The organism is Streptomyces sp. NPDC059398 (assembly GCF_042751845.1).
In the GTDB taxonomy this organism is placed as follows: domain Bacteria; phylum Actinomycetota; class Actinomycetes; order Streptomycetales; family Streptomycetaceae; genus Streptomyces.
The window spans coordinates 32301-53241 of record NZ_JBHYWP010000044.1 but is presented as its reverse complement, the minus strand read 5'-3'; the positions used below and the strand labels follow the sequence as shown (position 1 = coordinate 53241).

The following is a 20941-nucleotide window of genomic DNA, read 5'->3' as shown; positions in this document are numbered from 1 at the left end:
GGACACCTCGCGGGGCGCCGGGCCGGCCGCCCGGCGGACCCGGTTGCGGCCGGGCCGGGCCTCATCCGGCGAAGGGCCCTACGGCCGCGCCGGGATCTCGTCCCAGGGGGCGGACTCGTAAGCATCCGCCACCCGCCGCATCAGCTCTCCGTCCACCGCGTACTCCGTGGTGTCGATCCGGTTCACGGGATCGATGCCCCGCGAGTTGGTCACGAAGGCCGCCCGGTAGGCGCCCAGTCCGTCCAGGGTCACCCGGCGGCGCACCGATGGCAGCCGCGGTTCGATCAGCGCCATGGTGGTCCCGGTCAGTGCGGGCGCATCCGGCCAGACCACCGAAGTGCCGTCCCAGAAAGCGATGTTGGTGACCGCGCCTTCCGAGACCACGCCGCCGGGACCGGTCAGCAGGGCACTGTCGAAGCCCGCGCGGGCCGCGGCCCTGCCGTAGTGGATCTGCGCGAAGCTGCCGACGTGCTTGATGTGCGGGACCGGCCGCTGGTACGGGACGGACATCAGGCTCTGCGGCGCACTCGACGGGTCGGCGGGCGGCCGGACGACGACCGTCACGGTGGCGGCCCCGTCCCCGTCGGGCCAGTGCACGTACACCCGCGCCGACGCGTCCCGTACGCCCGCGCCGTCCAGTGCCCGCCGGAGCAGCCGGCAGACGTGCCCGCCGTCCAGCCCGGCGCCGAACAGCTCACGGGTCGCCGAGTCCAGCCTGGCGAGATGCAGTGCGAGGCCGCGCACCCGGCAGTCGCTGACCTGCATGGCCGTGAAATGACCGTAGTTGAGGAAGGCGGGTGTGCTGAGGGAGGTATCGGTGACGGGCCGGCCGTCCATCTCGATGTGCATGGACCAACGGTACGGATACGGGCGGTACGGGCACGGGCGGTACGGGTACGGGCACCCGGAGCGGCCGGATACACGGGCGCTTGACCTCAACCATGGTTGATGTATGACGCTCTCGCCATGGACATCAACACCAGCCCCCTGAAGCTGAACGTCATCGTCGCCAGCAACCGCAACGGCCGTTTCGGCCCCACCATCGCCGACTGGTTCCTCTCCCGCGCCCGGCTCCGGGAGGATCTCGCGGTCGGGGTGACCGACCTCGCCGATGTCGACCTGCCCACCTCGCTCTCCCACGACCCGCAGCCCGTGGTGCGCGAGGCGCTGGGCCGGGTCAGCCCACAGCTGGACGCGGCCGATGCCTTCGTGGTCCTGACCCCCGAGTACAACCACTCCTTCCCCGCCTCCCTCAAGAACCTCATCGACTGGCACTACGGCCAGTGGCAGGCCAAGCCGGTCGGGTTCGTCTCGTACGGCGGGATCTCCGGCGGGCTGCGCGCGGTCGAGCAGCTGCGGCAGGTCTTCGCCGAGCTGCACGCGGTCACCGTCCGGGACACGGTGAGCTTCCACAACGCGCACGGCCACTTCGACGAGGACGGCGCCCACAAGGACCCCGAGGCCCCCGACGCGGCGGCCAAGGTCATGCTCGACCAGCTCGTCTGGTGGGGCCTGGCGCTGCGGGAGGCGAAGGCGGCCCGCCCGTACGGGAGCTGAGAGGGAGCCGGCCGGGCGGGCCTCCGGGGCGGTGTGGAAGCGCGGGCGTCAGTGGCCGTCCAGCGCCCGCGCGACCCCGTTCTCCCGGGGGCCGAGGAAGTGCGGGTCGGGCTTGAACGCGGCGTCCAGGGCTGCCTTCCCGGCCGCCAGGATCTCGCGCGCGCCGCCGTAGTACCAGGTCACGTCATGCGCGTCGGACACACCGACGCCGTACGCATCGATACCGGCCGACCGGCAGAGCGCGAGAGCCCTGCGGATGTGGAAACCCTGGCTGACCAGGACGGCCCGGTGGACGCCGAACACCTTCCTGGCCCGTACACAGGAATCCCAGGTGTCGAAGCCGGCGTAATCGCTGACCACCTTCCCGCCCGGCACCCCGTGCCGTACGAGATAGGCCCGCATCGCGTCCGGCTCGTCGTACTCCGTCCTGCTGTTGTCACCGGTGACGAGCACCACCTTCACGGTGCCCGCCCGGTACAGTCCGGCGGCTGCGTCGAGCCGGTGCGCGAGGTACGGGGACGGCCGGCCCTGCCGGAGACCCGCACCGAACACCACGGCGACATCGGCCGTAGGGACGTCGGCCGCCGTCCGTATCCGGTCGCCCGCAGCGGTGAACATCCAGGCAGCCGGGGCGAGCGCCAGCACACAGCCGAGCATGACGGCCTGCACGGCCCGGCGCCGGCCGCGCCTCGTCCTCGGCAGCGCCGGCCGGGGCAGCCGCGGCCCGCGTGGCCGCAGCTTCGCCAGGTGCTGCCGCAGCCGTCGTACGCGGGGCGGCATGAGCAGCGTGGGTCTGTGCATGAGGGCCCTTCCGACGCCGGACGTGTCGGAAGCTCGGACGCGCGGAGGGGCGAATCCGGTTCGCCGGGAAGCCACCGCACAGTAGCGCCACCGCCCGGCGCGGAAGCCGGGTCACCGCAGTGTGTACGTCAGGTGCGTGACGCCGTCCCCCTCGATCACCGTGGGGCCCTCCAGTGCGCGCGGTGTGTCCCTCAGCCGGTCCAGGAAGCGCACACCCGAGCCGAGCAGCAGGGGCACCAGATCGATCTCCAGCTCGTCGAGGAGTCCGGCGTTGATGCACTGCTGGGTGAGATCGGCGCTGCCGATAGTGACCTTCTTCCCGCCCGCCGTCGCCCTGGCCTGCGCGATGGCGCTCTCGACGCCGTCGGTGACGAAGGTCAGCGGGGTGTCGGCGCGGGGCCAGCCGTCCGGGATGCTGTGGCTGACGACGATCACCGGCCGGCCCAGGGGATGCCCGCCGATCCAGCCGCCCGCGTCCTCGAACGTACGCCGTCCGTAGACGAGCACGCCGATCTCCTCCAGCGCGCGGTTCAGCCGCTGGGCGCTGGCCTGCGACACATGGAAGGTCATGTCCGGGTCGGCGGTCCGCACCGTGACGTCCCCGCCGTCGTACCACTGGAACAGCTGGTCGATCCCGTCGGACGGGTGGGAGACGAATCCGTCCAGCGACATGGACATGTTGGCGGTCACCTTGGCCATCGGCCCTCTCCGCTCTGCTCAGCCGTCTCCCGTTCCACGTTCCACATTCCTACGGCGCGGACGGTCCGGCGACCCGGAGGCACCGCCCGCAGCCGCCCGGCCCGGCAGCGCGGCCCGGCAGTCCGGTCCGCCGCCCGGCCACCGCCCGCGGCCGGAGGTGCGGCAGCGCGGGGCCCGCCACCGGCCGAACCCGCCGCCTGGCGGGCCCGGCCGCGTCCGTGGCCCCGGACTCAGTACTGTCGGAGCATGGAAGGCACCGCGTACACCCCGACCGACTGCGAACGCTGGGACACCGAGCCGGACAAGCGGCCGGGGCGTACCGCCTTCCAGCGCGATCGCGCACGCGTGCTGCACTCCGCCGCGCTGCGCCGGCTCGCGGGCAAGACCCAGGTGGTCACACCGGGCTCGCTCCCGCAGGCGCGCGGGGCGGGCACGGCGGAGTCCCAGAGCTGGGACGCCAGCCCGCGCACCCGCCTCACGCACTCCCTGGAGTGCGCCCAGGTCGGACGGGAACTCGGCGCGGCGCTCGGCTGCGACCCCGACCTCGTCGAGGCCGCCTGCCTCGCCCACGACCTCGGCCACCCGCCGTTCGGCCACAACGGCGAACTGGCGCTGAACGACTTCGCCCGGGACTGCGGCGGCTTCGAGGGCAACGCCCAGTCGCTGCGGCTGCTCACCCGTATCGAACCCAAGCGGTTCGTCCAGGCGTCGGCCACCGGAGAGCCGGTCAGCGTCGGCCTCAACCTCACCAGGGCCGCCCTGGACGCGGCCACCAAGTACCCCTGGCCGCGCGGCGGCCACCCCACCGAGCCCGGCTCGGTGAAGTTCGGCGTGTACGAGGACGACCTGCCCGTCTTCGCCTGGGCCAGGCTCGGCGCACCGGCCGACCGCAAGTGCTTCGAGGCCCAGGTCATGGACTGGTCGGACGATGTGGCCTACTCCGTGCACGACGTCGAGGACGGGCTGCACGCCGGGCACATCGACCCCGGCTGTCTCACCTCAGGACCGGAACGCGACGCCGTCATGGCGGTGGCCGTCGGCCGTTACGTCCCCGGTGACACCGATCCCGCCGAGCTGACCGACGCGCTCGACGGGCTGCTCGCCCAGGAGTGGTGGCCGCACGGCTACGACGGGACCGCCGTCGCGCAGGCCCGGCTGAAGGACGCCACCAGCCAGCTCATCGGCCGGTTCTGCCTGGCGGCCGAGAGCGCGACCAGGGCGTCGTACGGTCCGGGGCCGCTCACCAGATACGCGGCGGAACTGGTCGTCCCACGCCGGGCACGGCTGGAGTGCGCCGTCCTCAAGGCCGTCGCCGACCGCTATGTCATGCAGCGCGAGGAACAGGAGCGGCTCAGAGTCGACCAGCGCCTCGTACTCGCGGGACTCGCCGACGCGCTCACCGCCCGCGCACCGGAAGGGCTCGACCCGCAGTTCCGGGCCCTCTTCGAAGCGGCACCAGGCGAACGCGAGCGCAAACGCGTGATCGTCGACCAGATCGCCTCGCTCACGGACACCTCGGCCCGCTCGCTGCACGCGCGGCTGACCGCCCGCCGCTGAGGACGACCGCCTTGCGGTACGACGGCCCGCCGCGGGGGCGTCGTTCCCGCGGGGCATGCCATCATGACCGGCCATTCCTGACCGTGCGTGAGCCTCAACACCTCACACCTCTTCCCCCCATCACACTCCGTGCGGGACGCTCGCAAGTGGCGCCAGCACTACAAGGAGGCATCAAGTGGTCGACGCACATCTGACGTTCGTCATCATCGGCGGCGGGCTCGCGGGGGCGAAGGCCGCCGAGACCCTCCGCACCGAAGGGTTCGCGGGCCGCGTGATTCTCATCGGCGACGAACGCGACCACCCCTACGAACGCCCGCCCCTCTCCAAGGGGTTCCTCTCGGGCAAGGACGAACGCGACAGCGTCTACGTCCACGACACCGCCTGGTACGCGCAGGCCGACATCGAACTCCACCTGGGCCAGACCGTCGTCTCCATCGACCGCGAAGTCAAGGTCGTACGCCTCGGCGACGACACCGCCATCCACTACGACAAACTGCTCCTCGCGACCGGTGCGGAGCCGCGCCGCCTGGAGATCCCCGGCACCGAACTGGCCGGTGTGCACCATCTGCGCAGGCTCGCCCACGCCGACCGTCTGCGGAACGTCCTGGCCTCACTCGGCCGGGACAACGGCCATCTGGTGATCGCGGGAGCGGGCTGGATCGGCCTGGAGGTCGCGGCGGCGGCGCGCGGTTACGGGGCGGAGGTGACCGTCGTGGAAGCACACCGGACCCCGCTGCACTCGGCCATCGGACCGGAGCTCGGCCAGATCTTCACCGACCTCCACGCCGAACACGGCGTCCGCTTCCACTTCGGCACCCGCCTCACCGAGATCACCGGGCAGGACGGCATGGTCCTGGCCGTCCAGACCGACGACGGCGAGGAGCACCCGGCCCACGACGTGCTCGCCGCGATCGGCGCCGCCCCCCGCGTCTCGCTCGCCGAGGCCGCGGGCCTGGAGCTGGTCGACCGGGCGGACGGCGGCGGTATCGCCGTCGACTCCTCGCTGCGCACCTCCGACCCGGACATCTACGCGGCGGGCGATGTCGCCGCCGCCCGGCACCCGCTGCTCGCCGCCCGGCTGCGCGTCGAGCACTGGGCGAACGCCCTCAACGGCGGCCCGGCGGCGGCCCGCGCGATGCTCGGCCAGGGCGTGGCGTACGACCGGATCCCGTACTTCTTCTCCGACCAGTACGACCTGGGCCTGGAGTACTCGGGGTGGGCGCCGCCCGGCTCGTACGACCAGGTGCTCATCCGGGGCGATGCGGGCAAGCGGCAGTTCATCGCCTTCTGGATGAAGGACGGCCGGCTGCTGGCCGGGATGAACGTCAATGTGTGGGACGTCACCGAACAGCTCCAGCGGCTGATCCGCTCCGGCGCGACGCTGGACCCCGAGGCGCTCGCTGACCCGTCGGTCGACCTGGCCACGCTGGGCGTCTGAGCGGCGGGCGGTACCGGCGGGCGGTACCGGCGGGCGGGACCGGGGCGGGGCGGGACGGTGTGTGTCCCGGCGGGGCGGTGCCGGGTCCGGGCGGGGCGGTGTCCCGTCCGGCCGGAAGGCGGCCGGTCCGGCTCGGACAGTGCCACGGCCGGGCGCACGTGCCGTGTCCCGGCGGGCCGGGGACGTCCCCCTCGCTGCCCGGGCGCCCTCCCCGGCCCGCCGGGCAGTGCCCGTACGGAGTGTCCGAGCCGGACCGTAGACTTCACCCGTGGCAGGCAGGATCAACGATGACGACGTGAAGGCGGTCCGGGACGCGGTCCCGATCGACGCCGTCGTTTCCGAGTACCTCCAGTTGCGGAACGCGGGCGGCGGCAATCTCAAGGGCCTCTGCCCCTTCCACGACGAGAAGTCCCCCTCCTTCCAGGTGAGCCCGGCCAAGGGCCTCTTCCACTGCTTCGGCTGCCAGGAGGGCGGGGACACCCTCGCCTTCGTGATGAAGATCGACCACCTCTCCTTCACCGAGGCGGTCGAGCGCCTCGCGGGCACAGCGGGCATCACCCTCCGGTACGAGGAGGGCGGCTACACCCCCAACAGCCAGCGCGGCGAGCGCATCCGGCTGGTCGAGGCGCACAAGGAGGCCGCCCGGTTCTACGTCGAGCAGCTCGACGGCGCCGAGGCCGAGATCGGCCGCAAGTTCCTCGCCGAGCGCGGATTCGACCAGGCCGCCGCCACCCATTTCGGTGTCGGCTACAGCCCGGCCGGCTGGGACCATCTCACCCGCTACCTGCGCGGCAAGGGCTTCTCGGACAAGGAGCTCATCACCTCCGGGCTCTCCCAGGAGTCCCGAGGCGGCAAGCCCATCGACCGCTTCCGCGGCAGGCTGATGTGGCCGATCCGCGACATCAGCGGTGAGGTCGTCGGCTTCGGTGCCCGCAAGCTCCGCGACGACGACAACGGACCGAAGTACCTCAACACCCCTGAGACGTCGATCTACAAGAAATCCCAGGTCCTCTACGGAATCGACCTGGCCAAGAAGGAGATCGCCAAGTCCAGCAGAGCCGTCGTCGTCGAGGGGTACACCGACGTCATGGCCTGCCATCTGGCCGGTGTGACCACCGCCGTCGCCACCTGCGGCACGGCCTTCGGCACCGACCACATCAAGATCCTCCGCCGGCTGCTCATGGACAACGGCAGCGCCCGCGTGATCTTCACCTTCGACGGCGACGCGGCCGGCCAGAAAGCCGCCCTGCGTGCCTTCGAGGACGACCAGAAGTTCGCCGCCGAGACCTATATCGCCATCGCGCCCGACGGGATGGACCCCTGCGACCTGCGGCTCGCCCAGGGCGACGAGTCGGTGCGCACCCTGGTCGAACCCCGCACCCCGCTCTTCGAGTTCGCGCTCCGCCAGATCATCTCGCGCTACGACCTGGAGACCCCGGCGGGCCGGGCGACCGCGCTCGACGAGGCGGCGCCCGTGGTGGCCCGGATCAAGAACAGCGCCTCGCAGCACGAGGTCGCCGTGCAGCTGGCCGGCATGGTCGGCATCCTCGACACGCAGTTCGTGGTCAAGCGCATCAGCCAGCTCGCCCAGTGGGCACGCGGCCGGGGCAACGCACCCGCGCCCTCACGCGGCGGCCGCCCCCCGCAGCAGCAGGCCGAGGCACCGCGCCCCCCGTCGAGCGGCCCCGCCCTCCACCTCCGCAGCCCCGCCCACCGCACCGAACGCGAGCTGCTGAAGCTGGCACTCCAGCGCCCCGAGCTGGTCTCCCCGGCCTTCGACGCCTATGGGGCCGACGAGTTCACCGCCGCGCCGTACGCCGCCGTACGCGAAACGATCATGGAGGCGGGCGGCGCCGAAGCGGGCATCACCGACTCGTTCGAGTACCTCACCCGGGTCCGCTCCGCGGCGCCCGACGACACCGTCCGGGCCGTGGTCACCGAGCTGGCCGTGGAGCCGATCATGCGGCGTACGGTCGACGAGCTGTACGCGGGCGAACAACTGGTCCACGTCCGGCTGCGCGCGGTCGACCGGCGGATCGCCGACGTCCAGGGCGCCCTGGCCCGAGCCTCCGCCCAGGGCGACGCGGAGCAGTACGCGGCGGTCCAGAACGAGTTGTGGACCCTCCAGCAGTACGGCCAGTCCCTGCGCAACCACGGCGCCGACGCGCTCTGAGCACAGGGGCGCCCGCCGAACGGCGCCCGCGTCGCCGGTTGCCCCGTCCCACCGGACGAGGCCGCCCGGTCGATGCCGCCCGACGGTCGTCCGGCCCACCGGATTCCCATAACCGCCGGGTCACGAACCGGACTCAGAAAGTCACCGCACACCCCTCGTGGCCGTGCTGTGTCATGCCCCACACTGGACTGCGGTGCCTCGGACCGACCGGCCGGTCCGAACGGACCGGTCCACCGGCAGCGGGCCGCCCCTGCCCGCGTATCGGCTCATCGCGTACGGGACTGAAGGCGGCCGGGCCACCGCTGTCCCGCTGCCGCACGCCCCCGATCCGGCAGTCATCCTGGAGGCCGCACCCGTGCAGACCCGGACCCTGACCGAAACCGATGTGGCCCCGGCAGTCCCCCGGCAGAGCCCGCCCGCCGGCCACCCCGAGACCGTCCCCCACCCGGGACCGGCCGCGGCAGCCCGGACCGTGGGGGAGACCCAGGACGGGCCCCCGCCACCCGCACCCACCCGCGCCGCCGACAGCGGCGGCCCCTCGTCGGACCTCCTGCGCCAGTACTTACGGGAGATCGGCCGCATCCCGCTGCTCACGGCGGCCGACGAGGTGGAGCTCGCGCGCCGGGTCGAGGCGGGCCTCTTCGCCGAGGAACGGCTGCGGAGTTCGTCCGATCTCGACTCCCGTCTCGCCGTGGACCTGGACCGACTGGTGGTGCTCGGCCGGATGGCCAAACGGCGGCTGATCGAGGCCAACCTGCGTCTCGTGGTCTCCGTCGCCAAGCGCTATGTGGGCCGCGGGCTGACCATGCTGGACCTGGTCCAGGAGGGGAACCTCGGCCTGATCAGGGCGGTGGAGAAGTTCGACTACGCCCGCGGCTTCAAGTTCTCCACGTACGCGACCTGGTGGATACGGCAGGCGATGTCCCGTGCCCTGGCCGACCAGGCCCGCACGATAAGGGTCCCGGTCCATGTGGTCGAGCTGATCAACAGGGTGGTCCGGGTCCAGCGCCGGATGCTCCAGGAACACGGCTGCGAACCGACCCCCGAAGAAGTCGCCGCCCAGCTCGAACTCACCCCGGAACGCGTGGGAGAGGTACTGCGGCTCGCCCAGGAACCGGTCTCCCTGCACGCCCCGGTGGGGGAGGAGGACGAGGTGGCACTGGGCGACCTGATCGAGGACGGCGACGCTGCGTCCCCGGTGGAGTCGGCCGCGTTCCTGCTGCTGCGGCAGCATCTGGAGGCGGTGCTCTCCACGCTGGGCGAACGCGAACGCAAGGTCGTCCAGCTCCGTTACGGTCTCGCGGACGGCAGACCCCGCACGCTGGAGGAGATCGGACGGATCTTCGGGGTGACACGGGAGCGGATCCGGCAGATCGAGTCCAAGACCCTGAACAAGCTGCGGGACCACGCGTGCGCGGACCAGCTGAGGGGCTACCTGGACTGAGGGTGCGCCGGCCGGGGGCCGACCCGGCTACGGGAAGCCGGGCCCGGCCGCAGGCCGGGTGCGGGGAGGGCAGGGGAGCAGGCCCGCCGCAGGCGCACCGCGCACCGCCCGCACCGCCCGCACCCCGCCACCCCCCACCCCGTACCCCCTAATCCACCTCCACCACCGCCTGCGCGAACTGCGCCGCGTAGAGCCGCGCATACGCCCCCTCCGCGGCCAGCAACTCCTCGTGCGACCCCTGCTCCACGATCGACCCGTTCTCCATCACCAGGATCACATCGGCGTCCCGGATCGTGGAGAGCCGGTGCGCGATGACGAAGCTGGTGCGGCCGTGCGCCAGACGGGCCATCGCCTGCTGGATCAGCACCTCGGTACGGGTGTCGACGGAGCTGGTCGCCTCGTCGAGCACCAGGATCACCGGGTCGGAGAGGAAGGCCCGCGCGATCGTGATCAACTGCTTCTCGCCCGCACTCACCCCCGTACCCTCGTCGTCGATGACCGTGTCGTACCCCTCGGGAAGGGTGCGGATGAACCGGTCGGCGTGGGCGGCGAGGGCCGCCTCCTCGACCTCCTCACGGCTGACGGCACGCGAGGAGCCGTACGCGATGTTCTCCGCGATCGTGCCGCCGAAGAGCCAGGTGTCCTGGAGCACCATGCCTATCCCGGAGCGCAGCTCCTCACGCGTCATCGCAGCGATATCGGTCCCGTCGAGCGTGATCCGCCCGCCGGTCACCTCGTAGAACCGCATGAGCAGATTGACCAGCGTCGTCTTGCCCGCGCCGGTCGGTCCGACGATCGCGACGGTGTGCCCCGGCTCGACCGAGAGCGACAGATCGTCGATGAGCGGCTTGTCGGCCTCGTACCGGAAGGAGACCTTCTCCAGCGAGATGCTCCCGCGCACCGCGGCCGGCCGCGCACCAGCAGCGGCGCGGACACCGGCACCGCCCCCGGCACCCGGCCCCAACTCCGCACCGGAGCCCGCCCCGTCGGGCGTCTGCTCCTCCGCGTCGAGCAGCTCGAAGATCCGCTCGGCGGACGCGACACCCGACTGCACCAGGTTCGCCATCGAGGCGACCTGGGTCAGCGGCTGCGAGAACTGCCGCGAGTACTGGATGAACGCCTGCACATCACCGATGGAGAGCGTGCCGGAAGCCACTCGCAGCCCGCCGATGACCGCCACCAGCACATAGTTGAGGTTCGAGACGAACATCATCAGCGGCTGCATGATGCCGCTGTTGAACTGGGCCCTGAACCCCGCCTCGTACAGCGCCTCGTTCTGCTCCCGGAAGCCCTCGGCCGACTCCGCCTGCCGTCCGAAGATCTTGACCAGGGCGTGCCCGGTGTACATCTCCTCGATATGGGCGTTGAGCCTGCCCGTGACCTTCCACTGCTGCACGAACTGCGGCTGCGACCGCTTGCCGACGCGCGTGGCCACCAGCACCGAGAGCGGTACGGTCACCAGCGCCACCAGCGCCAGGATCCACGAGATCCAGAACATCATCGCCAGGACGCCGATGATGGTGAGCAGCGAGTTCATGAGCTGGCCCATGGTCTGCTGCATGGTCTGGCCGATGTTGTCGACGTCGTTGGTGGTACGGCTGAGCACCTCACCGCGCTTGGCCTTGTCGAAGTACGACAGCGGCAGCCGGGAGAGCTTCGCCTGGATCTCCTCACGCACCCCGTACATGGCCTGGTTGATGATCCGGGCCGCGAGCCGGGTGGTCACGAGCATCAGCAGACCCGCGCAGGCGAAGGCCGCCAGCGCCAGCAGCAGGATCTGGCCGACCTGCGAGAAGTCGATGCCCTTGCCCGGGGTGAAGTCGACGCCGGAGAGCATGTCGGCCATCGCGCCCTGGCCCCTGGCGCGCAGGCCCTTCAGCGCCTGTGCCTTGGTGGTGCCCGCGGGCAGCCGCCGGCCGATGATCCCGCCGAAGATCAGGTCGGTCGCCCGGCCCAGGATCTTCGGTCCGACGACCGAGAGGGCGACACTGCCGATCACCGCGAGCACCATCGTGAACAGTGCGGGGCGGTCCTGCGCGAGCAGCCGCAGCAGCCGCTTGCCCGAACCCTTGAAGTCCATGGACTTCTGGGTCGGTCCCGCCATCATGCGTCCACCTGGACCCGCCATCAGGCTGCCTCCGCCTCGGTCAGCTGGGAGAGCACGATCTCCCGGTATGTCTCATTGCCGTCCATCAGTTCGTGGTGCCTGCCCGTCCCCACGACCCGGCCCTCGTCCATCACGACGATCCGGTCCGCGTCACGGATGGTCGACACGCGCTGCGCCACGATCACCACGGTCGACTCCGCGGTCTCGCGCCGCAGCGCGGTCCGCAGCGCCGCGTCGGTCGCGTAGTCCAGCGCCGAGAACGAGTCGTCGAAGAGGTAGATCTCCGGCCGCTGGACCAGCGTCCTGGCGATCGCCAGCCGCTGCCGCTGCCCACCCGACACATTGGTGCCGCCCTGCGCGACCGGCGCGTTGAGCCCGCCTTCGAGCTTCTCGACGAACTCCTTGGCCTGCGCCACCTCCAGCGCGTGCCACAGCTCCTCGTCGGTGGCGTCCGGGTTCCCGTACCGCAGATTCGTCGCGACGGTCCCGGAGAACAGATACGGCTTCTGCGGCACCAGGGACACGGTCTTCGCCAGCAGCACCGGGTCCAGTTCCTGTACGTCGACACCGTCCACCAGCACCGCGCCGCCCGTGGCGTCGAACAGCCGGGGTACCAGACCGAGCAGCGTCGACTTCCCGCTGCCCGTCGACCCGATCACCGCGGTCGTCTCACCGGGCAGCGCCTCCAGGGCGACCTCCCGCAGCACCGAAGCCTCGGCGCCCGGGTACTTGAACCCGGCCCCCAGGATCTGCAGATGGCCGCGGCTGGTCAGCTCGGTGACGGGCTTCAGTGGCGGCACCACGCTGGAGTCGGTGCCGAGCACCTCCTGGATGCGCTCGGCGCAGACCTCCGCACGCGGCACCATCATGAACATGAAGGTGGCCATCATCACGGACATCACGATCTGCATCAGATAGGAGAGGAACGCGGTGAGCGCGCCGATCTGCATCGCGCCGCTGTCGATCCGGTGTGCGCCGAACCAGACCACCGCGATCGACGACACGTTCACCACGGTCATCACGGTCGGGAACATCAGGGCCATCAGCCGCGCGGTGCCGAGGGAGACCTCGGTCAGCTCGGCGTTGGCGCCCTGGAAGCGCTCCTTCTCGTACGCGTCCTTCACGAACGCGCGGATGACACGGTTGCCGGTGATCTGCTCACGCAGCACCCGGTTCACGGTGTCGAGCCTGACCTGCATCTTCCGGAAGAGCGGCCGCATCCGCCGGACGATCAGGGAGACCAGTACGAGCATGACCGGGACGACCGCGATCAGTACGAGCGAGAGCGGCACGTCCTGGCCGAGCGCCAGCACGATGGCGCCCACGCACATGATCGGCGCCGATGCCATGAGCGTGAACGACATCAGGACCAGCATCTGGATCTGCTGGACGTCATTGGTCGTACGGGTGATGAGCGACGGGGCGCCGAAGTGCCCGACCTCGCGGGCGGAGAAGGACTGCACCCGGTCGAAGACACCGGCCCGGATGTCCCGGCCGAGTGCGGACGCGGTCCGGGCACCGAAGTAGACGGCGCCCATGTTGCAGATCACCTGGACCACGCTGATGGCGATCATGAGACCGCCGAAGCTCAGGATGTAACCCGAATCACCCTTCACGACACCGTTGTCGATGATGTCCGCGTTGAGCGTCGGCAGATAGAGGGAGGCGCAGGTCTGGAGCAGCTGAAGCAGCGCCAGCAGGGCCATGGGTTTCTTGTACGGACGCAGATAGGTCCGCAGCAGTGATATGAGCACGTGCAGTCTCTCGGTTCGGCGGTCCGGCGGGGCTTCCGGCAGGGCAGGGCGGGGCAAGGGACGGTGTCCGGCCGTCCCAGTTTCCGGTACCGCCCAAGCCGAAAGGAACCGTTTTTCTCAAACAGAGGTCAAGAACGCGGCCCCCAGGGCGGGGCGGCACGCTCCGTACGACGCAGCGGTCTCCCTCGTGCGACGGAGCGGCCCTCCACGTACGGCGGACCGTACGGTTCCACTCCGTCGGCCGGCCCGGGTGGCGTGGCGCTCCGGGATCAGGACGGCGTACCGAAGGCTCCGGGGTGGATCTGGTCACGTGTCGCCATGTACTGCTGGCGCACCGCCTGCCCCACCGCGAGACCGTCCCCCGGCTCGAATACCTGGGCGGTGGCGCCCTGCCAGTCCGGCGGGGTCTGCGGGTCGAGCGTGCCCTCGGACACCCCGAGCGCCCAGGCGGCCTGCCGGGCCGCACCGACCGCCGCGTAGTCGGCGGGCTGCGGGACCACGATCTGCGCCCCGAAGATACCCGGGGCCGCGGCCTGGACGGCGGGCAGTTCCGCCGCGGCCCCCAGCAGGAAGACCCGGCGCACCTCGACACCGCGTTCCCGCAGTACGTCCATCGCGTCGGCCAGCGAGCAGAGCATGCCCTCGAAGGCCGCGCGCGCCACATGCTCGCGCTTCATCGACTCGCGCCGCAGCCCGGACAGGGTGCCGGCGGTGTGCGGGAGCTGCGGGGTGCGCTCACCCTCCAGATACGGCAGGAGCACCACCCCGGACGCGCCGGGCGTGGAGGTCAGCGCGAGCGCGGACAGCGCCTCCAGGTCCTCGGCGCCCAGCAGTTCGGCGGTGCCGCGCAGCGCCCGTACGGCGTTGAGCGTGTGCACCACCGGCAGATGCATCCCTGTGGCGTCGGCGAACGAGGTGATCATCCCGGACGGGTCGGACAGCGCCTCGTGGTGCACGGCCATCACGGAACCCGAGGCACCCAGCGACACGACCACATCGCCGGCCGCGACCCCGAGCCCGAAGGCGGCGGCCATGGTCTCCCCGGTACCGGCCGAGATCAGCAGCCCCTCGGGCGTGGTCCCCGCCGACTCGGACGGGCCGAGCACCTCCGGAAGCGCCGCCGTGTGCCCGAGGGCCAGCTCCACCAGATCGGGACGGTAGGCGCCGGTCGCGGCCGACCAGTAACCGGTGCCCGACGCGGCGCCCCGGTCGGTGATCCGCCGTGCGGGCCGGCCGAGCAGCTGCCACACGAGCCAGTCGTGCGGCTGGAGCAGCGCGGCGACCTTCGCGGCCGCCTCCGGCTCCTGCCGTACCAGCCAGCGCAGCTTCGACACCGGCTGCGCGGCCTGCGGTACGGATCCGACGGCCTCGGCCCACGCGGAACGGCCGCCGAGCGAATCGATCAGATCCGCTGCGGCCACCTGCGCCCGCTTGTCATTGCCGATCAGCGCGGGCCGTACGAGATTGCCCTGCCGGTCCAGCGGCACAAGACCGTGCTGCTGGGCGGAGACGCCAATCGCCTGCACACCCTCCAGCAGCCCGCCGGACGCCGCCTCACCGAGCGAGAGCAGCCAGCTCTGCGGATCGACCTCGTACTTCTTACCGGCCTCACCGCCCTGGCCGCCCGCCTGGTCCGCCCCGCCTCCGCCGCCTGCCCCGCCCGTCTGCGGATGGGGCGCATACCCCTGGCGCAGCACGGCACCTGTGTCCGTGTCGCACACGACGATGCGCGTGAAGGCGGCTGAGCTGTCAAGACCGGCGACTATCCCCATACGGCCCGATTGTGCCGCACGCGCGCCGCACCCGGGACGTGAGGTGCGGATGGCGGCCCAGTCGTCCTGTCGGGGGCAGGTACGGGTAGGGCCCCGGCCGTCCTGTTCGGATCAGGTACGGACGGGGCCCGGTGGCGCTGTCGGATCAGGGATCAGGTATCGGATCAGGTATTGGTGGTGCCCCAGTCGTCCTCGACGGCTCCGTTCCGGTCCCGCAGCGACCGGACCCGGTGGGCCATCGCGTCGGGCATCCGGTCACCCATCTTCTCGCTCACGGTGTGGAGCGCCTTGCCGGCGACGTCCCGCCCGTTCTGCGCGGCGGCCTCCGCCGCGTTGCGCACGGCCGGATTCTCCGCGACCTGGCGGGCGGACTTCTTCAACTGCTCGTAACGCTCCCGACCGGCACGTGTGCCGATCACATAACCGAGAGCGAGTCCCGCGACGAACGTCAGCTTGTACCGCATGGCTGCCTTCCCTTGTGCCGGTGCTGCCCGCCTACCCGGCCAACGCGTGATCACCCGGGGCGGAACCGATTGGCGGAGCACCCCCCTGCTTGCGCTAATGTATGTGTCGCAGCGAGCACACGCCCCCCGGGGAGCGATCCGGTGGGTACGTTCGGTGCACAGCAGCAATCCCCTGTAGCTCAATTGGCAGAGCAGCCGGCTGTTAACCGGCAGGTTACTGGTTCGAGTCCAGTCGGGGGAGCGCGGTCCCCTGTAGCTCAATTGGCAGAGCATTCGGCTGTTAACCGGAGGGTTACTGGTTCGAGTCCAGTCGGGGGAGCACAGACGGAAGAGGGCCCTCAGGGGCCCTTTTTCGTGCCGTTTTCCGCTGAGGTGGAACCGTCCCGTCCGCAGCGAGGTCCTCATGATCGAGCGATGCCGACCATCCGAGGCAGGAGATCGTATGAGCGGCTATGCTGCGGCAGACGGCGCGCACACATGTACGCGCCACGCCGTAATGGGGCGGTAGCTCAGCCGGTTAGAGCAGCGGACTCATAATCCGTCGGCCGTGGGTTCGAGTCCCACCCGCCCCACCAGGACCGTTAGCCGAAAAAACGTTCTGGCCAGCACCTTGGCCGGTTCGGGGTGCGTTCAGCAGGATCGTCGCGATCACGATTTCACGATCGTAGGGATTAATCGCGGAGGCGAGCCACGTGGCGGCGCTCAGCCCCTCGTTCGGTCCAGCCTCGTCCGTATCCAACGCTTTCCCGGCTCCCGTTGACCCCGTCCCCCTCCCCGGGCCACCGACGCGAACGGGTGGCACAGCCGACGCCGTGCCACCCGGGGGTTTCGGGCCTTCCGGTCAGCGGCCGCCCGCGAAGCGGAGCGGAGCGCCGGTGGACGGCAGTTCCGGGAGCAGGCCGCGGGACGCCAGTTCGGGTCGTACGCCTTCTCCGAACCAGTACGCCTCCTCCAGATGCGGGTAGCCGGAGAACACGAAGTGCTCGACCCCGAGCGCGTGGTATTCCTCGATGCGGTCCGCCACATCGGCGTGACTTCCCACCAGTGCGGTGCCGGCCCCGCCGCGGACGAGCCCGACTCCCGCCCACAGGTTGGGGGAGATCTCCAGGTTGTCGCGTGAGCCGCCGTGCAGTGCGAGCATCCGCTGCTGACCCACCGACTCGCTTCTGCCCAGGGCCTGCTGGGCAGCGGCGACCGTCTCGGGGCCGAGGTCGTCGAGCAGCCGGTCGGCTGTGGCCCATGCCTCGCGTGCGGAGTCCCGGGAGATGGTGTGCAGCCGGATGCCGAATCGGACGGTGCGGCCGCGTTCCTCGGCCAGCGCGCGGATCCAGTCGATCTTCTGCTTCACCTGGGCCGGAGGTTCGCCCCAGGTGAGATACACGTCCGCGTGCTCGGCCGCGACCGGGCCGGCGGCGTCCGACGAGCCGCCGAAGAAGATCTCCGGCAGCGGATCCGGCGGCAACGCGGTCAGGCCGCCCTCGACCTGGTAGTGCCGGCCGTCGAAGTCGTACGGCTTCCCGCTCCAGGTGCCGCGTACGACCGAGAGGAATTCAGCGGTCCGCTCGTAGCGGCGGTCGTGGTCCAGATGGTCGCCGAAGCGCCTCTGCTCGGTGGAGTCGCCCCCTGTCACCACGTTGAGCAGCAGTCGCCCCCGGGTGATCCGCTGGTACGTCGCCGCCATCTGGGCAGCCAGTACCGGGGAGATGACGCCGGGGCGGAAAGCCACCAGGAACTTGAGCCGCTCGGTGTGCTGCGCGAGTGCCACGGTCGTCAGCCAGGCGTCCTCGCACCAGGTGCCCGTCGGGGTGAGCACGGCCTCGAAACCCAGTTGCTCGGCGGCCTTGGCGATCTGCGCCAGATACTCGATGTCGGGTGCGCGCACACCGCCGGCCGGGGTGATGCGGTCACGTGTGATGCCGCCGTCGGTGTAGGCGTGCCGGTCGACCAGGGTGCGGCCGTCGCCGCCGGTGGGGAGGAACCAGTTCAGGTGGATGCTCATCGGGAGGAAGCCTCCGGGTAGGAGAGGGGCGCTGTGGTGGAGGAGGGCAGGGTGCCGTTGAAGCGCTTGTCGGTGTAGTCCTTGAAGGAGAAGCGGCGGGGGATCAGCTTCAGGCCGGCGAAACTGTCCGCGATCTTCTGCTCGGACGCGATCGCCGCGTCGTCCACGGCGACGGGCACCCGCGTTCCGCTGCTGCGCTTCACCGCGGCGAGCGCCACGTCGTACGGCAGGCCGGTCTCCTTCGCCCAGACCTTCGCCCACGCGCCGGGGTGTTTGAAGACCCAGGACTGTGCGCGGTTGAGGCGCTTGAGGTAGTCGGAGACCGCCGCGGCCTTCTGCTTGTCCTTGAGCGCCGCCGGCGAGGCCACTTGGAAGGAGAGGCCGTTGACGACGCCCTGGCCGGTGGTGAGGATGCGCGCGTGCGCGCTCTTGAGCACCTGCGAGGTGTAGGGGTCCCAGACAGCCCAGGCGTCGACCTTGCCGCGGCTGAACGCCGCCAGCGCGTCGGCCGGCTGCAGATACTTCGCCTTCACATCACTGAACTTCAGCCCTGCCCGCTTGAGGGAGGCGAGCAGTTGGAAGTGGGCCGAGCTGCCCTGCGCCACGGCGACCGACTTGCCCTTGAGCGCGGCGACGGACTTCAGCGGAGAGTTCCCGGGCACGACGATCGCCTCACCCTCCGACGATCCGTGGGCGGCGGCCACGACGGTGATCTTCGAGTGCGAACCCGCGGCGAAGACCGGTGGGGTGTTGCCGACGGCACCGATGTCGACGGCCTTGGCGTTGACGGCTTCCAGCAGCGGGGGACCGGAAGTGAAGGTGGACCACTTGATCTTGTACGTGAGGTGGTCGAGCTCTCCGGCGGCCCGCAGCACGGCCTCACTGCCGCCCTTCTGGTCCCCGACATTGAGGGTGAGGCTGCCCGATCCGTCGGTACCGTCGCCCGGTGCGCCCCCGGCGTTCGCGGAGGACGCGCCGCCACACGCGGCCAGTGACAGGGACAGCGGGAGCAGGAGCGCGGACAGGTAATGGCGTCGCATGGACGTATGTCTCTCTTCCGGATGGGGCCGGGCCCGGCGGTACGAGGGGCCCGGGCGGTTCAGACGGCGGGGGCGGGCTCGTCGACGCCCAGCTCCGTGAGCAGGCGGGAACGCAGCCCGGCGAACCGGGGGCCTGCGGCGGAGCGAGGACGGTCCAGGGCGACGGATGTCTCGTAGGCGATGACTCCGTCACGCATGACCAGCGCCCGGTCCGCGAGGAGCAGCGCCTCGTCCACGTCGTGGGTGACCAGCAGTACGGCGCAGCCACGCCGTTGCCACAACTCCGCCACCAGCTGCTGGGCCTTGATCCGGGTCAGTGCGTCGAGAGCGCCGAACGGTTCGTCGAGGAGCAGGAGATCGGGCTCACGCACCAGGGCTCGGGCGAGCGAGGCGCGCTGGGCCTCGCCGCCGGAGAGCGTCTTCGGCCAGGCGCCCGAGCGGTGCGCGAGGCCCACCTCTTCCAACGCGCGCTCCGCGACGGCCCGTTCGGGGCGCCCGTCCAGGCCGAGCAGCACGTTGCGCCAGACGCGTTTCCATGGCATCAGCCGCGGGGCCTGGAAGGCCACCGCCCGTTTCTTCGGGACCAGGGCGGTCCCCTCGATCTCACGGTCGAGCCCGGCCAGGATGCGCAGCAGGGTCGACTTGCCGCATCCGCTGCGCCCGAGCAGTGCGGTGAACTCTCCCGGGCGCAGGGTGAGATCGAGCCGGTCGATGACCGGTCGGCCGTCGAAGGTACGGGTCAGCCCCTCGACCCGTACCGCTGCGGTGGTCACTGGCCCTTGAACGTCGGTCGCCATTGCAGCAGCAGCCTTTCCAGAGTGCGGACGATGGCGTCGGCCGCGAGGCCGAGGAAGGCGTAGACGACGAGGCAGACGACGATCACATCGGTACGGAAGAACTCGCGCGCCTGGTTCATCAGGAAGCCGATGCCTGCGTCCGCGTTGATGGACTCCCCGAAGACCAGGGCCAGCCAGGCGGTGGCCAGGGAGTAGCGCAGTCCGGTCATCGCCCCGGGCAGCGCGCCCGGCAGGATCACATGGCGGATCAGCCCCCACCGGCCGAGCCCCAGCGACTCACCGGCCTCGATGAGCTGTTCGTCGACGCCGCGGATCCCGGCGTACACATTGAGATAGAGGTGGAACGCGACACCGAGGGCGATGAGCGCCACCTTGGGCGCCTCGCCGATCCCCAGCCAGATGATGAAAAGGGGGATCAGCCCGACCCACGGAACGGTGCGCAGCATCTGCACGCTCGCGTCGACCAGGTCCTCACCGAGCCGGGAGAGCCCGGAGATCAGCGCGAGCCCGGTGCCCGCCACCCCGCCGAGCAACAGCCCCAGTGCGACGCGCTGCAGCGAGATGCCCATCGCGGAGGGCAGAGTGCCGTCGTCGACCAGATCCCGCCCCGCGCGGGCGATGGTCCCGGGCGAGGCCAGGATGTCGGGATGCAGGACACCTGTGGCGCTGAGCACCTGCCACAGGACGAGGAGCAGCAGGGGGCCGATGGTGCGGCGCGCCCATCGGGGGACGGAACGCAGTCCGCCGATGCGGCTGCTGACGGGAGTGACGGTCTCCAGCTCGAAGGACGGGACGGATGGTGATGTGGGCGCTGTGTCGGGCGGCGCGTGGTCGACGGTCATGGAGGTCTCCTCGGACGGGGAGGCGCAGCTCATCGCCCGGCCCTCGGCGCAGGGCCGGGCCGGTACGGGAATCAGGCAGACGCCATGGAGGCCACGGCGGGCGGCGTGTCCGCACCGGGCATGGAGAGGGGGCGCGGTGTCCGCTGGGCCGTAGGGGCTACAGCGTTTCGCGCAGAGGTGGGAAGGGCGTCAGCAGCCGCGACGACACGCGGCCGAGGCCACCCGCAGCAGGTCGATATGACCGCGCGTGGTGAGCAGTGCTGTACGCAACATGGCGCAGAACGTAGCGACGAACCGGCCGTACGGTCAATGGCCGTCTCGCCACGCGGACTCGGATGAGAACGGGGGCCTCTCCGGGAAGATCCGGGGGCGGCGAGGTTCCCGGGGCCTTGGGGAAGAACGGTGAAGAGCACTGGGGGGTCCGGGCGGGCGCCTCACCGTGCCTCGCCGTGCCGTGCCGTGCCGTGCCGTGCCGTGCCGTGCCGCGCCTCGCCGTG

Annotated in this window: 17 protein-coding genes and 3 tRNA genes; 8 read left to right on the top strand and 12 right to left on the bottom strand. The window is 70.9% G+C overall.

Annotated features, from left to right (window positions below):
* Positions 1 to 78: 78 nt before the first annotated feature.
* Entirely contained in the window at positions 79 to 849 is a 771-nt protein-coding gene (locus ACFXBC_RS17895; RefSeq protein WP_385024606.1) for an aminotransferase class IV, read from the bottom strand.
* A 117-nt stretch (positions 850 to 966) separates the two neighbouring features.
* On the opposite strand from ACFXBC_RS17895, the gene ACFXBC_RS17890 reads away from it, so the two are divergent.
* Positions 967 to 1557: an NADPH-dependent FMN reductase gene (locus ACFXBC_RS17890; protein ID WP_385024604.1), complete on the top strand. Its 591-nt coding sequence runs from the start codon at positions 967 to 969 to the stop codon at positions 1555 to 1557.
* 48 nt (positions 1558 to 1605) lie between these two features.
* Here the strand turns inward: ACFXBC_RS17890 and ACFXBC_RS17885 are convergent, their stop codons facing one another.
* Together ACFXBC_RS17885 and ACFXBC_RS17880 are read right to left on the bottom strand one after the other, a co-directional pair.
* Positions 1606 to 2214: a vancomycin high temperature exclusion protein gene (locus ACFXBC_RS17885; RefSeq protein WP_385024624.1), complete on the bottom strand. Its 609-nt coding sequence runs from the start codon at positions 2212 to 2214 to the stop codon at positions 1606 to 1608.
* A 255-nt stretch (positions 2215 to 2469) separates the two neighbouring features.
* On the bottom strand, positions 2470 to 3057 hold the full coding sequence (locus tag ACFXBC_RS17880) for a dihydrofolate reductase family protein (RefSeq protein WP_385024602.1): 588 nt from the start codon (positions 3055 to 3057) through the stop codon (positions 2470 to 2472).
* A 246-nt stretch (positions 3058 to 3303) separates the two neighbouring features.
* On the opposite strand from ACFXBC_RS17880, the gene ACFXBC_RS17875 reads away from it, so the two are divergent.
* From ACFXBC_RS17875 to ACFXBC_RS17860, 4 genes are all read left to right on the top strand, one after another.
* Positions 3304 to 4614 carry a deoxyguanosinetriphosphate triphosphohydrolase gene (locus ACFXBC_RS17875; protein ID WP_385024600.1) on the top strand — a complete coding sequence of 437 codons (1311 nt, stop codon included), beginning with the start codon at positions 3304 to 3306 and terminating at the stop codon, positions 4612 to 4614.
* A gap of 175 nt (positions 4615 to 4789) precedes the next feature.
* Positions 4790 to 6052: an NAD(P)/FAD-dependent oxidoreductase gene (locus ACFXBC_RS17870; RefSeq protein ID WP_385024598.1), complete on the top strand. Its 1263-nt coding sequence runs from the start codon at positions 4790 to 4792 to the stop codon at positions 6050 to 6052.
* Positions 6053 to 6320: 268 nt separating this feature from the next.
* A complete protein-coding gene (gene dnaG / locus ACFXBC_RS17865) occupies positions 6321 to 8225 on the top strand; it encodes a DNA primase (RefSeq protein ID WP_385024596.1) in 1905 nt (634 codons plus the stop codon).
* A gap of 193 nt (positions 8226 to 8418) precedes the next feature.
* Positions 8419 to 9669, top strand: coding sequence for a sigma-70 family RNA polymerase sigma factor (locus tag ACFXBC_RS17860; RefSeq protein ID WP_385024594.1), 1251 nt, complete (start codon positions 8419 to 8421; stop codon positions 9667 to 9669).
* 148 nt (positions 9670 to 9817) lie between these two features.
* On the opposite strand, the gene ACFXBC_RS17855 is transcribed toward ACFXBC_RS17860, so the two are convergent.
* The 4 genes from ACFXBC_RS17855 to ACFXBC_RS17840 all read right to left on the bottom strand — a co-directional run bounded on the left by ACFXBC_RS17855 (position 9818) and on the right by ACFXBC_RS17840 (position 15766).
* On the bottom strand, positions 9818 to 11797 hold the full coding sequence (locus ACFXBC_RS17855) for an ABC transporter ATP-binding protein (RefSeq protein WP_385024592.1): 1980 nt from the start codon (positions 11795 to 11797) through the stop codon (positions 9818 to 9820).
* Positions 11797 to 13530 carry an ABC transporter ATP-binding protein gene (locus ACFXBC_RS17850; protein ID WP_385024590.1) on the bottom strand — a complete coding sequence of 578 codons (1734 nt, stop codon included), beginning with the start codon at positions 13528 to 13530 and terminating at the stop codon, positions 11797 to 11799. The genes ACFXBC_RS17855 and ACFXBC_RS17850 overlap by 1 nt, the downstream gene beginning before the upstream one ends.
* Positions 13531 to 13799: 269 nt before the next feature.
* Positions 13800 to 15302 (bottom strand): FGGY family carbohydrate kinase, encoded by a 1503-nt coding sequence (locus ACFXBC_RS17845; protein ID WP_385024588.1) that lies wholly within the window; start codon positions 15300 to 15302, stop codon positions 13800 to 13802.
* Positions 15303 to 15466: 164 nt separating this feature from the next.
* On the bottom strand, positions 15467 to 15766 hold the full coding sequence (locus ACFXBC_RS17840) for a YtxH domain-containing protein (RefSeq protein ID WP_385024586.1): 300 nt from the start codon (positions 15764 to 15766) through the stop codon (positions 15467 to 15469).
* Between the two features lie 168 nt (positions 15767 to 15934).
* Between ACFXBC_RS17840 and ACFXBC_RS17835 the strand changes: the two genes are divergently transcribed.
* The 3 genes from ACFXBC_RS17835 (at position 15935) to ACFXBC_RS17825 (ending at position 16341) form a co-directional block, all read left to right on the top strand.
* Positions 15935 to 16007, top strand: a tRNA-Asn gene (locus ACFXBC_RS17835).
* A gap of 5 nt (positions 16008 to 16012) precedes the next feature.
* Positions 16013 to 16085: transfer RNA gene (locus ACFXBC_RS17830), tRNA-Asn, on the top strand.
* Positions 16086 to 16264: 179 nt separating this feature from the next.
* Positions 16265 to 16341: transfer RNA gene (locus tag ACFXBC_RS17825), tRNA-Ile, on the top strand.
* A gap of 266 nt (positions 16342 to 16607) precedes the next feature.
* Here ACFXBC_RS17825 and ACFXBC_RS17820 read toward each other — a convergent pair.
* The 5 genes from ACFXBC_RS17820 to ACFXBC_RS17800 all read right to left on the bottom strand — a co-directional run bounded on the left by ACFXBC_RS17820 (position 16608) and on the right by ACFXBC_RS17800 (position 20717).
* On the bottom strand, positions 16608 to 17765 hold the full coding sequence (locus tag ACFXBC_RS17820) for an LLM class flavin-dependent oxidoreductase (RefSeq protein WP_385024584.1): 1158 nt from the start codon (positions 17763 to 17765) through the stop codon (positions 16608 to 16610).
* Complete coding sequence (locus ACFXBC_RS17815) at positions 17762 to 18805, bottom strand: ABC transporter substrate-binding protein (RefSeq protein WP_385024582.1); 1044 nt, start codon at positions 18803 to 18805, stop codon at positions 17762 to 17764. Before ACFXBC_RS17815 ends, ACFXBC_RS17820 begins: the two co-directional genes overlap by 4 nt.
* 59 nt (positions 18806 to 18864) lie before the next feature.
* Positions 18865 to 19602, bottom strand: a complete 738-nt coding sequence (locus tag ACFXBC_RS17810) for an ABC transporter ATP-binding protein (protein ID WP_385024580.1) — start codon at positions 19600 to 19602, stop codon at positions 18865 to 18867.
* The gene (locus ACFXBC_RS17805) at positions 19575 to 20444 is read right to left on the bottom strand and encodes an ABC transporter permease (protein WP_385024578.1); all 870 of its coding nucleotides are present in this window, start codon (positions 20442 to 20444) and stop codon (positions 19575 to 19577) included. Before ACFXBC_RS17805 ends, ACFXBC_RS17810 begins: the two co-directional genes overlap by 28 nt.
* Positions 20445 to 20633: 189 nt before the next feature.
* Positions 20634 to 20717 (bottom strand): putative leader peptide, encoded by an 84-nt coding sequence (locus ACFXBC_RS17800; RefSeq protein WP_351816447.1) that lies wholly within the window; start codon positions 20715 to 20717, stop codon positions 20634 to 20636.
* Positions 20718 to 20941 lie beyond the last annotated feature (224 nt).